The 16355-nt window shown below is 33.4% G+C and carries 12 protein-coding genes and 1 tRNA gene; 2 read left to right on the plus strand and 11 right to left on the minus strand.

Translation table 11 applies throughout. The features are described from left to right. Window positions 1–15: 15 nt before the first annotated feature. The 8 genes from scpA to Q0857_RS09735 form a co-directional block, all read right to left on the minus strand. Window positions 16–2139, minus strand: a complete 2124-nt coding sequence (gene scpA / locus Q0857_RS09700; protein WP_298534411.1) for a methylmalonyl-CoA mutase — start codon at window positions 2137–2139, stop codon at window positions 16–18. Between the two features lie 5 nt (window positions 2140–2144). After that, window positions 2145–2816 carry a hypothetical protein gene (locus Q0857_RS09705; protein WP_298534414.1) on the minus strand — a complete coding sequence of 224 codons (672 nt, stop codon included), beginning with the start codon at window positions 2814–2816 and terminating at the stop codon, window positions 2145–2147. A gap of 1 nt (window position 2817) precedes the next feature. Beyond that, window positions 2818–4179: a methylmalonyl-CoA mutase subunit beta gene (locus Q0857_RS09710; RefSeq protein ID WP_298534417.1), complete on the minus strand. Its 1362-nt coding sequence runs from the start codon at window positions 4177–4179 to the stop codon at window positions 2818–2820. After that, complete coding sequence (locus Q0857_RS09715) at window positions 4166–4489, minus strand: septum formation initiator family protein (protein WP_298534419.1); 324 nt, start codon at window positions 4487–4489, stop codon at window positions 4166–4168. Before Q0857_RS09715 ends, Q0857_RS09710 begins: the two co-directional genes overlap by 14 nt. Window position 4490: 1 nt before the next feature. Then, complete coding sequence (gene udk, locus Q0857_RS09720; RefSeq protein ID WP_298534422.1) at window positions 4491–5096, minus strand: uridine kinase; 606 nt, start codon at window positions 5094–5096, stop codon at window positions 4491–4493. Between the two features lie 65 nt (window positions 5097–5161). Continuing rightward, the gene (locus tag Q0857_RS09725) at window positions 5162–5563 is read right to left on the minus strand and encodes a cytochrome c (RefSeq protein ID WP_298534425.1); all 402 of its coding nucleotides are present in this window, start codon (window positions 5561–5563) and stop codon (window positions 5162–5164) included. 6 nt (window positions 5564–5569) lie between these two features. Continuing rightward, complete coding sequence (locus Q0857_RS09730; protein WP_298534428.1) at window positions 5570–6697, minus strand: PQQ-dependent sugar dehydrogenase; 1128 nt, start codon at window positions 6695–6697, stop codon at window positions 5570–5572. 30 nt (window positions 6698–6727) lie between these two features. Beyond that, window positions 6728–9028: a TonB-dependent receptor gene (locus tag Q0857_RS09735; RefSeq protein ID WP_298534431.1), complete on the minus strand. Its 2301-nt coding sequence runs from the start codon at window positions 9026–9028 to the stop codon at window positions 6728–6730. A gap of 120 nt (window positions 9029–9148) precedes the next feature. Between Q0857_RS09735 and Q0857_RS09740 the strand changes: the two genes are divergently transcribed. Further along, window positions 9149–9223 (plus strand) — tRNA-Pro (locus Q0857_RS09740). A gap of 669 nt (window positions 9224–9892) precedes the next feature. After that, entirely contained in the window at window positions 9893–12328 is a 2436-nt protein-coding gene (locus Q0857_RS09745) for a hypothetical protein (protein ID WP_298534434.1), read from the plus strand. A gap of 157 nt (window positions 12329–12485) precedes the next feature. Here the strand turns inward: Q0857_RS09745 and Q0857_RS09750 are convergent, their stop codons facing one another. The 3 genes from Q0857_RS09750 to Q0857_RS09760 all read right to left on the minus strand — a co-directional run bounded on the left by Q0857_RS09750 (window position 12486) and on the right by Q0857_RS09760 (window position 16268). After that, window positions 12486–13250: an aldolase/citrate lyase family protein gene (locus Q0857_RS09750; protein ID WP_298534437.1), complete on the minus strand. Its 765-nt coding sequence runs from the start codon at window positions 13248–13250 to the stop codon at window positions 12486–12488. Window positions 13251–13369: 119 nt separating this feature from the next. Beyond that, entirely contained in the window at window positions 13370–14692 is a 1323-nt protein-coding gene (locus tag Q0857_RS09755; protein WP_298534440.1) for an MFS transporter, read from the minus strand. 418 nt (window positions 14693–15110) lie between these two features. Next, window positions 15111–16268, minus strand: a complete 1158-nt coding sequence (locus Q0857_RS09760; RefSeq protein ID WP_298534443.1) for a hypothetical protein — start codon at window positions 16266–16268, stop codon at window positions 15111–15113. Window positions 16269–16355: the final 87 nt, after the last annotated feature.

Here is a 16355-nt window from a genome sequence, read left to right on the forward strand (position 1 = left end):
AGTGAAAAATATAAACTAGTCTTCTATTAAAATTTTAAGAATAGAAATCGCGGCATCGCTAATTTTTGTGCCTGGTCCAAAAACTGCAATAGCACCTGCATCAAACAAGTATTGATAATCTTGTTTGGGAATTACACCGCCAACGATAACCATAATATCATCACGACCATAATTTTTTAAGGCTTCAATAACCTGAGGGACTAAAGTTTTATGTCCAGCAGCTAAAGACGATACACCTAAAATATGAACATCATTTTCTACAGCTTGTTTTGCCGCTTCTTGAGGCGTTTGAAAGAGCGGACCAATATCAACATCAAAACCCACATCGGCATAACCAGTAGCTACTACTTTAGCCCCTCTGTCATGACCGTCTTGCCCCATTTTAGCAATCATAATACGGGGTCTTCGCCCATCTTGTTCTGCGAAAATATCGGCTAATTCCTGAGCTTTTTTAAAGGATTTATGGTCTTTTATTTCTTTACTATACACACCAGAGAAGGATTTTATTTGAGCTTTGTATCTACCAAAAGCAACTTCCAGTGCATCACTAATTTCTCCCAATGTGGCACGTGCTCTTGTTGCTTCAATAGCTAAAGCTAATAAATTTTCTTTTCCGGACTGCGCTGCTTTGGTTAATTTCGATAAACTAACTTTGACTTTTTCAGTATTTCTCTTCGATTTAACATGTTGTAAACGTTCTATTTGAGAATCTCTAACAGTTTGGTTATCTACTTCTAAGGTCGTGATAGGCGCTTCTTCGTCTAACTTATATTTATTGACTCCTACTAAAATGTCCTGATTTGAGTCAATACGTGCTTGCTTTCTAGCTGCTGCTTCCTCAATCCTAATTTTAGGAATTCCTGCTTCAATAGCTTTGGTCATACCACCTAGGTCTTCAATTTCTTGAATTAGTGACCATGCTTTTTCAGCAATATCATACGTTAGTTTTTCCACATAATAACTTCCTGCCCAAGGATCAACGGTTTTAGTTATTTTGGTTTCTTCTTGTAGAAAAATTTGAGTGTTTCGTGCAATACGAGCTGAAAAATCTGTTGGTAATGCTATAGCCTCATCCAGGGCGTTGGTATGTAGACTTTGTGTACCGCCAAAAGCTGCGGCTGCTGCTTCAATGGTTGTTCTTGCCACATTATTAAAAGGATCTTGTTCGGTTAAGCTCCAACCTGAAGTTTGGCAATGTGTTCTAAGCATTAATGATTTTTCATTTTTAGGGTTGAATTGTTTTATCAATTTGGCCCATAGCATTCTGGCTGCACGCATTTTAGCAATCTCCATAAAATGATTCATGCCTATTGCCCAAAAGAAGGATAACCGAGGTGCGAACTTATCAATGTCCATACCAGAAGCTAAGCCCTTTCTAATGTACTCCAATCCGTCGGCTAAGGTATATGCCAATTCAATATCGCATGTAGCTCCGGCTTCTTGCATATGATATCCAGAAATACTAATACTATTGAATTTATGCATGTTTTTGCTTGTGAATTCAAAAATATCTGAGATAATTTTCATAGAGGGAGTAGGCGGGTAGATATATGTGTTTCTAACCATAAACTCCTTTAAAATATCATTCTGAATGGTTCCAGCTAATTGCTCTGGTTTTACCCCTTGTTCTTCGGCAGCAACTATGTAAAACGCCATGATTGGGAGTACGGCACCATTCATAGTCATTGAAACCGACATTTTATCTAGGGGAATTTGATTAAACAATATTTTCATATCCTCAACCGAATCAATGGCAACACCAGCTTTTCCAACATCTCCAACAACACGTTCATGATCGGAATCATAGCCTCTATGCGTAGCCAAATCAAAAGCAACAGATAGTCCTTTCTGACCAGCTGCAAGATTACGTCTGTAAAAAGCGTTACTTTCTTCCGCAGTACTAAAACCAGCATATTGACGGATTGTCCATGGTCTGCGTACGTACATTGTACTGTAGGGGCCCCTCAAAAAAGGCGGTATGCCAGCAGCAAAATTTGGGTGATTTAATTGTTTAATGTCCTCTTTTGAGTAAGTGGATTTTACCTCAATATCTTCAGCAGTTAAAAAAGAGCCTTGAGCTAAAGACTTTTGGGTTTTAGCTTTGCTTTTTAATGTAATATGTTGAAGATTTTTTCTCAAATCAATTAATGGTTGTGGCCTGCATGAGTATCAGCCTCCGTTTTAGGAGGAACTTTGTTAAAGTCTACTTTTTGCTCAGGTTTTTCCAAATTTACCTTTGATAAATCAATATCGAAAAGATTTGAGTAGTACAGATCTAAGGCAATGTATAGGGCTAAATGCTTATCACTTAAAGCATTTCTAAATTTGGGCATTAATGGAGATCCAAATAATTCCGGACTCATGCTATTTGTTGATATAAGTGCATTGAAAGTTGTTTTAAGATTCTCATCTTTAATGTTATTTCCAACACAATTAAGAGCGCTACTCTTATAGTTTAAATGACTTTTTTTATTATTGGCATCCCATAAATCATTTTCATTTTTTAAAGCTTCAAAAACATCTAACGTATGTTTTGAAATGACATCTTCATATTTAAGTCTGCCATAAACAGCCGTTCTAATAAATTGAGAATAAGCATTTGTTAAGGTAGATTTAAAGTTTTGTGCTTTGTAATATTTAAAAATATCATCTTCAAAACTATATAGGGCTTCATTATATAATTTTGAATTTAAGTTACTACAGGTAATAACATCAGGTTTGTCTGCATATTGATAATCAGAAAAAGAGTTTTGTTGTTTACAACCTAATAAAGTAAGTACCAGTAAAAAAGTAATAAGAGTAGATTTTAATTTCATTTTAGTTTTCATTTTTTAATCGAGATTGTTCTAATTGTTCTGCTAATCTTTTTTCTATTATGGGTTCAATTAATGTTTTTCTTGTGTTTGTTTTTACAAAAGGATAGAGTTCCAATTCATTTTTCATGGTGTCATTTTCGTTAGGGAACTTGTTTGAACCTAGTAATACTTCTTGGCCACTATCAAATTGTGATTGTTCATTATGGGCGCTGTCCTTAATTTTTCTTTGAATGGTACCTTCTTTTAGTTGTGTTAAAAAACCACCGCTGGATTCAATATTTTTAAATAAGTTTAGAGCCTTTTCAGCAAGTTGATTGGTTAACGATTCTATATAATAGCTGCCATCAGCTTGATTGTTAACCTTATCGAAATAGCTTTCATGTTTTAAAACTAATAACTGATTTCTGGCTATACGTTCGCCAAATTCATTGTCTTTATGATAAATGGCATCATAGGGTAAATTGCATACAACGTCGGCACCACCAAGAATAGCGCTCATGCATTCTGTAGTTGTGCGCAGCATATTGGTATTATAATCGTATAAGGTTTTATTTCGCTTTGTTGGACAAGCTATAATTATACAAGTCGCATTAATTTCATATTCTGAAGCCAAAAGATTCCAAAGCGTTCTTAATGCTCTAAGTTTTGCAATTTCGAAGAAGTAATTAGTACCTACAGATACATTGAAAATAATTTCTTCAATCGAGGTTGTGTTTAAATCAAGTCTATTTAAATATTCATTAGCATGTGCTAAGGCATAGGCAAGTTGTTGAACCATATTAGCACCGGCGTTTTGATATAAATCTATATTAACGCTAATTGATGATGCTTTAGTTGTACAGGATTCGAAATTTTTAAAATCGTTATTTAGATTATCATACCAATTTCCTGTTTTGACAAGATGGCCAATAATATCAATACTAATTTTTGATTTTGGTGCAAGTTTAAGAATGCTATCAACAAAACGTTCGGAGATAAATTGTAAATCAAAAAATATAGAGACTTTATGCGTTTTAAGGTTTTTTATTAAGTCTTTTACCGAAATATCTTTATTAGGAATAATAAATCTTATGGCTTCCGCTCCACGTTCTAAAATGTCTAAAGCTTTTTTATTCGATTTAAGCGTATCGGCCACATAAATGGTTTGGCAGATTTGCCAGTTGGTAGATTTAGTTTGAGAAATTAACGGGTAGTTTTCAGAGTCATCAACGTTATAAAAGGGCTTAACTAGAATGCCTTCATTTGTTTTCCAAATAAGGGTGTCGTTATAATCAGCTCCATTAAGGTCATACTGAATTTTCTGTTTCCATTGTTTTGAAGAAACAGCGCTAAACTCATCAAATAAATCTTTAGTTTTTTTCATCAGTTTTTAAACTGTCTTCGTATTCAATAATGAAAATGTCTTCATTATCACGTTTCATATAATAGGTTTCTCTTGCAAATTTTTCTAAACCTTCTTCTGTACTTAACTTCTTTAAATCTTTTTTATCCTTTTCAATTTCTTTTTTGTAGTATTCTTTTTCGTTTTCTAAATCATCAATTTCCGTATTTAGTTCATGATGAATAAGCCATGAATTGGCATCAAAAAACAACATCCAAACAGCAAAAACAACCAAAATAAGGATGAATATGTTTTTAAAATGTTTTAAGTATTTGTTGTCTTTAAAAGTCATATTATAGTTTTTCGGCAATGATAGTTTTTACTATATCAATAGCTACGGTATTGTGTTTATTATTTGGTATGATTATGTCTGCATATTCTTTCATAGGTTCAATAAATTGATCGTGCATTGGTTTTAACGTATTTTGGTAGCGCGTTAATACTTCGTCTAAATCTCGACCACGTTCGGCAATGTCTCTTTTTAATCTTCTTATTAAACGTTCATCACTATCCGCATGAACAAATATTTTGATATCAAACTTGTCTCTTAATTTAGGATTTGTTAAAATTAAAATACCTTCTACTATCATTACTTTCCTTGGAAGCGTTAAAATAGTATCTCCGGTTCTGTTATGCTTAACAAAAGAATAAACGGGTTGTTTAATAGATTTTTTTTGTTTTAATGTTTCTAAATGTTCTGCCAATAAATCAAAATCTATAGATCTAGGGTGGTCAAAATTTATATTCACCCGCTCATCATAAGATAGATGCGATGTGTCTTTATAATAAGAGTCTTGAGAAATGACACCAACTTCTCCCTCAGGTAGCTCGTTTAGAATTTTATTTACAACCGTTGTTTTGCCACAACCTGTACCCCCGGCTATTCCAATAATTAACATAACCTCAAGTTTAATTTCCTTTTTACAAAGTTAGTTAAATGAAAAAATCATTTTAGTTAATTATTTTATTTTTTAATATTTGATACTTCTTCTTCGGTAACCATTTTATCGTTTTTGTTACCCCATGTATTTGTAATGTAATTCATGACATCAGCTACTTCGTCGTCACTTAGACCTTGGGCGCTCATGCTACCATTATAAGTAACATTATTTACAACAATTTTTCCTTTTTGGCCATATTTAATAACATGAATGCTTTCTTCTCTATTTTCTCGAAGAAAATCTGATTTTGCCAATGGCGGATAAACATTTTTAACTCCTTCTCCATAGGACATATGGCATGAAACACAAAAGTCCTTATAAACATCACTCCCTCTTTTAATACTTTCTAGTAAAGGGTCTTGGGGCTTTAAATGGACAACTAAAATAGAAAACAAACCGATAATGCCAGATATTATTGACTTCATTTTAAATTATATTTTTTTTGGAATTATTTTATAGATGCCTTTACCTTCCACAGCTATGTAAATAAAGCCGTCAGGCGCTTGTTTAACATCTCTTAGTCTACCTATGTTTTCAAACAATTTTTCACGCTTTTCAACTTTACCATCAACAATAACTAAGCGCTCTAAGTAGCTAAATTTTAATGACCCTGCAAGTATGTTGCCTTGCCATTTAGGGTATTTATCTGAATTAACAATGGCAAGTCCGCTTGGAGCAATGGAAGGGACCCAATAAAACAGAGGTTGTTCCATACCATCTTTTTCAGTAATATTAGTAAAAGAGGTTCCGTCGTAATTAATGCCATAAGATATAATTGGCCAACCATAATTCTTACCTGCATAAACGATATTAATCTCGTCACCACCTTGTGGGCCATGTTCATGGATATAAATTTCGCCAGTAATTGGGTGTTTAGTCATACCTTGTGGGTTTCGGTGGCCATAACTATAAATAGCATGTTTAGCATCAGCGTTATCAACAAAAGGGTTGTCTTGAGGAATGCTGCCATCATCTTTTATTCTGTATATTTTACCACAATCTTTAGTTATGTCTTGAGGATTAACATCTCTATTAGCTCTGTCTCCTATAGAAAAGTATAAATAACCATCATTATCAAATGCTATTCTGGAACCCCAATGTCTACCAATTTTGGTGTTTGGTTCTGCTTTGTATAGCACCTCTTTATTTGTTAAAGTATTATTATTTAATTTGGCTCTCATAATAGCAGTGTTTCCTCCGTTACCATTACCTTCCGAAGAAGCATAAGTCATATAAATCCAACCATTATTCTCGTAATCGGGATGTAATTCAATATCTAAAAATCCACCTTGACCACGAACATAAACTTCGGGAGTGCCTTCTATATTAGTTTTTGTACCATCCTTGAAATGAATTAAATCACCTGATTTTTCAGTAATAAGTATACTGCTATCAGGTAAAAAAGCCATGCCCCAAGGGATGTCTAAATCAGGAATAACTAATTCTGTTGTGTAATTTAAATCCTGAGGTTCTTGAGCTTTAATTTCCGATTCGATTTGTTGAGCACAAGCATAAAATGTTATGAAAATAATAACTAGTAAGTAGTGAAATTTTTTCATTACGCCTTTTTTAATGGATTTAAAGTTACATTAAAAATAATAATTTAGATTAAACCCGGAAAAATAGTTTATGGGGTTTCCAGGATAATAATATCTAGGTGCATTTCCACCAAAACCCGATGCGTTTATTAGTAACTGTGAGGCATAATGTTCATTGAAGATATTATTTACACCGAAAAAGATATTTAGTTTTAAAGATTTACTTAGGTTCGACTGATAACCCATTTTAAGGTTAGTTAAACTATAGCTGTCTGAGTATAAGCTATTACTGTCTGTTATAGGTATACTCCCTACGTATTGATAATTAACGTTTCCGTAAAGCCCAAAAGCAAAGTTAAAATCAATTCCTGCATTGAAGACATCAGAAGGTACTCCCGTTAAATCATTGCCTGAGAAATCATTGGTGTCATCAATAAAATCCTTGAACATGAAATTATTGAGTGAGTAATTTAGGAAGGTGTTTATAGATGTGCTTTCTTTTTGAAACCAAGTGTAATTTAAAGCTAATTCTAATCCATCATGCCGTGTTCTTCCTGCATTGATGCCAATAAATTCGTCTTCTGCCGTTCTTCGAGATACTAGTAAGTTTTTAATGTCTAAGCGATAAATAGACATGTCAAACTGTAATTTTTTATTTAGTATGGTACCTCGTGTACCAATTTCGAAATTCCAGCCGGTTTCCGGCTTTATGTCTGTGTTTATTTGTCCGTCAGGAAGTAGGATTTCATTAAGTGAAATAGGTGAAAAACCATGACTTATGCTAGAAAAAACACTGATATCTTTGGATAATAGTTGTGAAATTCCAAATTTTGGAGATAACATGTTTTTGAATTTAAAGTTACCAGATTGATCCGGATTTTCAGGCGAGCTAGGAAACCTGTCTTCTAAATCATACGCGGTTTTATTAAAATTAAAGCCTAATGAAAGTAAAGTTGTATATGTAATACTAAAATTAGAATCTATAAAAATGTTGTAATAATTTCTTTTCTCTTTGAAGTTTGATAATTGATCTCCTTCAACACTTCCATTTCCAGGAGGAAAATCTTTATATAGATTTTCAAAAGTTTGATACTTGTAGGTGTCTTTAAAAAATTCACCACCCACGGTCCAATTTATTTTTTTGTTTAATAATTTGGAGGTGCCTAAAAGACGAGATCTCATGCCAATGGCAAAGGTGTTTTCTTTTAGAATATTAAAAGGTCTGGGCTCATAGGCCTCCCTAAACGAACTAAAAATACTTGTTTGTTGTTTTATGTGTTGAGAGAAATCGTGATTCCAAGATACCCCAAAGATGCCTCGGTTTGAGTCTTCGAAACCTCGAGATGCTTTCCAAGTGAAAGCTGCAGACTTGGGGCTGTTTAAATAATTTGTCTCATTTAAAGAACTTGGGATAAACGCTTTTAAATCAACATAACTAGCCAAAAATGTTAACTCGTTTGATGGATTTATATAATGATTAGTGCTAATTGTAAAGGTTTGCCTATCGTATTCGTTGTTTTCGCGATAACCATCACTATGGGTATTACTGTAAATAGCTCTAAAGCTATTTTTGTCTGAACCATGATTTATTTGAACAATCCCTTTTGTTAAACCAAAAGATCCAATAGAAAGTTCTGTGCCCACATCAGTTTGGTTTAATAGAGCATTCTGAGATCTTAAATGAATAACACCACCTAGTCCAGCACCATAAATACTTGAGGAAGCCCCTTTTATAATTTCAATACGAGATAATGAGGCGAGTTCAAAATCTTCAATGGTTGTTTCTCCACTTCCATTTGTTAAGGGAATATCATTAAAATATGCTCTAATTTTTGAGGTTCCAAAAAGGTTTCTCGAGCCTATACCTCTAATGGTAATTCGGTTCGTGTTTAGGGCGCCATTTTGCATGAATACCCCTGTAACTCTATTTAAAACGGGAGCAAAATCGGTATTGTTTGATCGTTTAATATCTTTTGAGGAAATGATGCTTACAGAAGCCGAAGAGTTTAGTAGTTTTTTAGGTATTTGATTAGTTTCAATAATGACTTCATTTAATTCAAAAGGATTGATTTCAAGTTGAATAATGTAAAATGTATTCTTCTTTAAATTTACAGCTTTGCTCAAATAACCTTCTTTTTTAAAGAGGTATTCTCCAAATTTTGGAACTTTAAAAGTGCCATTAGTCTGGGAAATAGATGATTCTTGAGTAGACGCATTTGTTATAGTCACATTTGATAAAATGGTGCCAGTTGAACTATCAGTTATTTTACCTTTAACATGAGATTGGCTAAAGCCCAGTAAAATAGAATTAATAAGAATATATGTGATGATAAGTTTTTTGCTGAAAAACATTCTTTTTCTTGAATTTAGAGGGCTAAAATATGATTTTAATTGGGAGTAATTTTTTTAAAAAAGTATTTGTGCATTGAATAAAAAAAGTATATTTGCATCCCGTTACAGATAACCATTATTCGGGGTGTAGCGTAGCCCGGTTATCGCGCCGCGTTTGGGACGCGGAGGTCGCAGGTTCGAATCCTGCCACCCCGACTAATATTTAAACCTCACTATGACAATAGTGAGGTTTTTTGTTTACAAACAGTAATTTAAAATTACATCATCACTCCATAGGGTTCCTTAGAAAAGAAATATCTTATTAATTTTAAATCACTACATAATATAATCGGGAAAACAGATGTTCATGAGTTAAGGCATATATTTTTTGAATAGAAACTTAATAGAGGTTTTAATATAAGACTCAGATTATTCATTTTGTTTTTTTTTGACGTCAAATCATTATATAGTTATATATTTAGGATGAATTTTGTTACTCAAAATAGTATTGAAAATATTAAACTTTTGTTATAAACGCACTTTAATCTGCATCTTAAAAAAACATCTGTGTTAAAGAAACACATCATTTCTTTGATTATCTCAAATTCTCATTATTTACTGTATTATTGATATGTTTATTTACTTGTAGGCATGAGAATAGTAGTGTGCAATTCGATAATTTATAAAACTTGTTGGATAGGTTAGAAAATTATAGTGTAATATGGAGTAGTCAAAGTGAAAATTCAAGTGAGTCAATGTTATACGGAGGTGGAGATATCGGAACGAAGAGAGGAGTTAAGCAATGAAGGGGGTTATTACATAGAACTCGAGTGTAGCAAGAAAAAAGATTTAATAGTAAGTTCTAAATAAGAAAATATAATATTTATGAGATTATGGTTATTTGTTTTATTGGTAATTTTTTTCACTTTACCAATACACGCACAAATGGTACTCCTTGGGGATAATGCTCCCCATGAAAATATTAATGATGGTGACTTTTCTGCTGTTTGGGGGTATTGGAGGAAAGCAGAGCAATCTCCTTTTTGGGCGACTACCGTTATTAAGGGGGAAAGTGAATACCCAATAGGTCTTCATCGAGGAACTCTCTTTTCAATGAACGAAATTGCTATAGCTGAGTCAAAAGTTCTGGACACAAATCCTGAATATCAAGAACCAAAAGAAGGTGATGTTTTAAACTGGAGTTTTGGGGCCGATTTAGAATATATAAGCGAGGGCACGATTACTTTAAGTTTAGTCTTTGGAAAACATGAACGAGTTCTGGCGGAAAAAGTAAAATTGATTGGCTCAGATAAGGTTGTTGAGCATTTTAAAGGACGTTATATTATAAGTGATGAAGATGTCCGGGCAGGTTTGCCATTTGTAAGAGCAACGTTTTATTCGGGAGAGGATGTTAAGGTTTATCTGCATTATGTTAATATATCTGTAGTTTCACTGGAAAAAACTGGACCTATTTTAGAAGCAAAATCTAAGGAAAGGGGTATTGAGTTAAGTTGGACTGATTCAAGGGCTAGACCAAACTCTAAGTTTAAAATATATAGAGGTTTTGAAGTTGAAAAAGGTGTTACTTATAACTTAATAGGAGAAACTGAACTGAATAAATTTAGTGATAGTGATTTTATACCGGGAGTTGAGTATACCTATGTTGTGACTCGGTTTGATTTAGAAGAATCTGGAGGATCCAATAAAATAAAAATCGTAAAACCTGATACTGAAGCACCAGCTTCGCCGGAGAATGTTAAAATTGAGGTTTTTGATGCTGAATTAAAAATTAGTTGGGTAAAAAATTCGGACGCAGATATTAAAAATTACGAGGTATATCGGGGAGATGCCAAGGGCGAAAATATGCAAAAAATTGCTCATGATATAACAGGTGATAACTATATGGATTTTACACCTTTAAAAGGAACTGAAAATACGTATGTGGTATATGCTTATGATTTTAGCGGAAATAGGAGTGAGGCTTCTAAGCTAGTAAAAGCAAAAGTAAAAATGATTTCTGGAGCATCTTTCAGTGATTTAATTAAACCAATGCCAATACACAATAAGTTACGATCAGATTTGTGGGGAGCAAATGGTGTTTTACCACGAGATCCAGATAATGGTATTGAAAACCCGAATTGGAGTTATTGGGGTGGTCGTCCGGTTTATGATAAAACAGATGGTAAATATCATATGTGTGTGACACGTTGGCCGGCAAATGCAACTAAAGGACATTGGGAATGGCCAGAGTCGACTGTTGCACATGCAATATCAGCTAATCCAACAGGACCGTATTCTATTAAAAGAGAGGTTGCCTATGATTATGCTAACGGCTTTGGACATAATCCAGATATAATTCTATTAAATGACGGGACTTACATGCTTTATGCTTTAATAAACTGGGAGGCAACATTGTTTACTTCAAAAAGCATGAATGGTCCTTGGAAACGTCTAGGGGTTATGGAAGTTAATACAGAAACTGCCGATGAAATACCAGAGCGCTTTTATCGCTTTTATCGAAACTTATCTGGTGTGCATTTGGATGACGGACATTTTCTTTTTGTTACAAAAGGAGGAGCTATGATGATTAGCGAAAACAGAAATCCCTTGGGACCCTATAAAGTTCTTACTAAGCCAATCGAAGGAAACCCAATTATTCCTGAGAAATATAGAAATTCGAATTATGAAGATCCTGTTCTGTGGAAAGATGATGTGCAATACCACATGATGATAAATGCATTTTGGGATTATCGAGCCATTTATTTACGATCTCCAGATGGTATTCATTGGAAATTTAATCCAGGAACGGCTTATACGCCCAATAATACACTTTATGAAGATGGTACACAAACACATTGGTATAAATTAGAAAGACCACATGTTTTACAAGACCAATACGGACGTGCAACTCACCTTTCATTGGCCGTTATTGATGTGCCAAAAGCCGATGATTTAGCTGGAGACAAGCACAGTTCTAAAAATATTATTGTTCCACTTACACTTCATAAGCGCATTAAAATGCTAAATAGAACTTTAGTTAACAAGGATACGAAATCAATAAAAATACTTATAATGTCAGAACCTGGTTTTGACGCACAGAAGGATATTGATATACCTTCATTACGTTTTGGTGCTTCAGAAAAGGTTAATTATGGAAATGGTGCCAGAGTTAAGAGAGTAAGAAAAAAAGGTAGGAACCTTATAGTTGAGTTTGATGGTAAGGGGCATGGTGTTACCAAAGATAATTTTGCATGTAAAATGCTCGGTAAAACAAAGACAGGAGAGTTATTGGTTGGGTTTACGAAATTAAAACACGAATAAGAGTTTAGTAGTACTGTTATCCCCAAATCACAAAATGATTCATTTAGGTCTTAACCAGAAAATAACCTTTATTTAGCCTCTTATTCGAATTAAGGCATAAGTAGATTTCTATAATAACCTTTTATAGGTCTTTTGCTAAAAATGAACTTGTGTCGACTTAGTTCTTTAGTTCAGAAGTAATGCTTTTAAAGGTATTCATCACTAAACCAACATCAACAGCATAAGAAATATATTGAACACCAATATCTCTCCACATTTTGGCTTTTTCAGGAGACTCAGTAAATGTCCCAACAGCTTTACCATGCTTTTTAGCTGTTTTTACTGCTTCTTTCATGGCATTAACTACTTTAGGATCATTAACCTGTCCAGGTACGCCACAAGATTGAGATAAATCATAAGGGCCTAAGAAAATAACATCGATACCGTCAACTTGAACGATTTCGGTGAGATTTTCTATACCTTCCATCCCTTCAATATGAATAATCGATATAACATTATCATTGGCCTTTCCAAAATGATTTTCTGGCTCGATATTAGTATATTCTGCAGCACGCACGTATCGGCACATACCTCTTTCTCCTTTTGGAAAAAATTTGATTGCCTTTACTACTTTGTTAGCATCATCCTTTGTACAAACCTGTGGGATTTGAATACATTTTGCACCAATATCTAAAACCCTCAAAATTAATGTTTCTGAGTTTTCAGTTACCCTTACCACAGGTGTAATCCCTCTGGCTTCGGCTGCTCTAATCATATTTTGAGTAGACTCAATGCTATATGGACCATGCTCCATGTCTATGATAACAAAGTCAAAACCACTTAATGCAGCTATCTCAACTATGGCAGGATCTTGCAACTTGCAAAACGGACCATATAATGTTTGACCTTTAATGAGGTTATCTTTTAATTTGTTCTGATTCATAACTAGTTGCTTATGACAAGCGATTTTTTTAATAAGTTCGATGTAATTACTTGGAGTAATATGTGCGATCTAGATGTTTTTCGAGGTGCAATATATAATATAATTTAAAGAGGAATACCTTAATTCTTATCATTTTTATGTTCAGTCGTGGGCTTTAGTTCTATGCGCTTTACTTTGCCAACAACCAATAAGAATGAAAGAAAGCCTACTACTGTTAAGGCACCAATGAAAAATAGAGCAGGGCTAAAATCACCATCTTGAACCAAAAAACCAATAACTGAAGGAACAATAACTGCTGATAAGCCACCAATTAAATTGAAGACCCCTCCTACAAGGCCAATAATACGTTTAGGTGCAATTAAGGATACAAATACCCAAGTAATTGAGGCAAGGCCATTTCCAAAAAAGGCAATAGTTAAAAACAAAATAATAAGGAACGTACTATCGGTATAATTTGCGCCAATAATAAGGGTTGATAAAGATAGACCTATAAGTACAGGCGTTTTTCTGGCGAATTCGGGAGTACGTCCTTTTTTTATTAAATAATCCGATGTAAACCCCGCTAAAAGAACACCACAGAATGCGGCTAAAAATGGTATTGAAGCTAAGAAACCTGATTTAATAAAATCAAAGCCTCTAAATTCAACTAAATAAGTCGGAAACCAAGTTAAAAAGAATATAGATACAGCACCAATGCAAAATTGACCTAAGTATATGCCCCATAGCTTTTTATGTTTGAAAGCTTCGTAGAAATCCGACTTATTAAATTTTTCTTTTTGTTCAACTAGCTTTTCTTTTTTTGCGTAACCACCACCATCTTTAATGATTTGAAGTTCCTGTTCATTAATAGTTTTGTGTTGATCGGGGTCGCGATAAAAAGCGTACCAAACAACGGCCCAAATAATACCAATAATACCAGAAACAATAAGTAAACCTCTCCAGCCTACTTTATCTTGAATTAGAGTTAAAACAGGAAACAAAAAAGCTAATCCAATAAATTGTCCTGATGTATAAATGGCTATAGCTGTAGCACGTTCACTTTCGGGAAACCATTTTGTTACAATGGCATTGTTAGCAGGATAGGATGGAGCTTCAAAAACACCAATACTTACTCTTAATCCTAAAAGAAGCTTGAAGGAATTTACAAACCCTTGAAATAGTGTAGCTACAGACCATAAAAATAACATGAGGGCATATAGCAATCGTAGTCTTACTTTGTCAACAATAAGGCCTCCTGGAATTTGTAAAGCAGCATAGGCTACACCAAACGCAGAAAAAATTAACCCCATTTGAACGGAGGTTAGCTCCAAAGATTCACTAATTGCAGAGGCTGCAACGGAAATATTCGTACGATCAAGGTAGTTAATAACTACAGTGCCAAAAATAAGAGCTAATATATTGTAGCGCTTTTTAGTTGATTTTAAAGTCTTATTTATTGACATACATCTATTTTTAATTTGGTTTTCAACTTATGTAGTTGTGGGTTTTGGTTTTGAATGTAAAAGTGGTTTTTGAGTGGGTTTAAATTTAGACTCACGTAATTTTATGTTGTTTAATTGTAACTATAGAATATGGTTTTTGCTCGATTAAGGTTAGCTAAAGTCCTTGCCGCAGGTTAAATTCCCAATTTAAATATTAACAAGAAACAAACTTTACTTAACTTAAAAGTAGAGTTTTGTAAATGTAGTAAGTTTTTTATGTAATAAATTTAGCAAGGGATTATTTGACTTGTTATTACTAATTTATGATGAATATTTATCCTTGATCTTTGAACTAAAATGACTTCAAAATGGAATATTGCTATTTGATTTACTTTTGGATTTGAGATAAAGAGAAATCTTAATTATTAAAAGTTATAAATTAAAAAGAAATTACCTGAGTTAGTTCAATATTAGTATTTGTCCTGTCTTGGCCTTTTACTTTAAAAATAGCAGTAAAATGTTCAGAGTTCTTAAGATGATTGTCTTTAAAAAGCGCTAGACTATCTTTGTTTGTGAAGTATTCTGTAGTGGCGATAACTCCAATATCGTGTTGAGAAAAAAACACAAAATGTTCAGTGTTGTTTATGCTTGAGTATTTTGAAACAATAGCATATTCTTCAGTGTAGTTTGCTTTGTTAATGCAGTATTTGGTATTTGAAAATTCAGGATGATTATTAAGAATAAGAGAGTCGTTTGTTATTTTGAAATAAGGGTTTCCTTCATTAAAAAAATGAATAAACTGATTGTTGTTTTTGGTAGGACCAGCATATATGGCATTGCCTTCTTTTATTTCTGATATTGAGGTTTGAGTAGAAAATCGAATATTGAAGTTTTTTTTGTACTTCTGAAATAATATTTGAAATTGTTGAGTGGCAAGGGCTGCCATTCTTGTGGTATAGGAGTAATTGGCTGGTTTAAGTGAGTTCTTAAGTTTAGGGTTTTTTTCTAAAAAATCGTAAAATTCATTTACATCGTTTATGTTAAAGTCTCTTGTCCATCCAACATCACCTGTAATTGTTTTTCCCGTTACTCCAAAGTGATCACCAATAAAAAGATTTGTAGTTATATTATTATCAAGAAATTTACCCCATACCTTAGGTGGTTTAGGAGTGGTGTTTGTATAAATAATTATTAAAATTGTAATAAGAAGCCCTGCATAAGGTATTATTTTTGACCAACTTAGTGTTAGAGTAGATAGGCTTTTTGATTCTTTTTTATAAAATCGAATCCGGTATTGTCCTTTGTCAATTGTTAAGACCCAAACATCATTTGCGCCTTCTGATATATAATAGTCAGCTAGCTTTTTTCTTAAGTTAAAGACATTAACCCTAACTCTTGGAGTATTCTTGCCTAAAGAAGCTTGTTTTCCAAAAAACTCAATGTCGATAACTGCTTCTTTTAAATCGGTGTCTTTAGTTGTTGCGTCAAATAAATATTGCAAAAGAGCTATGCTTGTAGGAGCGTTCTTAAAGGTATTGCTCTCTTTTATTTTGGTTACAAGGCTCTGCTTTTGATGCTCTTTAAATTGTGGCAACATTGGATAGATAATACGTGGGTATTGATAAAATAGATATACTTTAACGGTTATAGATACCGTTAAAGGTGCGTTAAAGTTACGAAAATA

Origin of the sequence: uncultured Algibacter sp., assembly GCF_947495925.1 — a bacterium.
Classification (GTDB): domain Bacteria; phylum Bacteroidota; class Bacteroidia; order Flavobacteriales; family Flavobacteriaceae; genus Algibacter_E.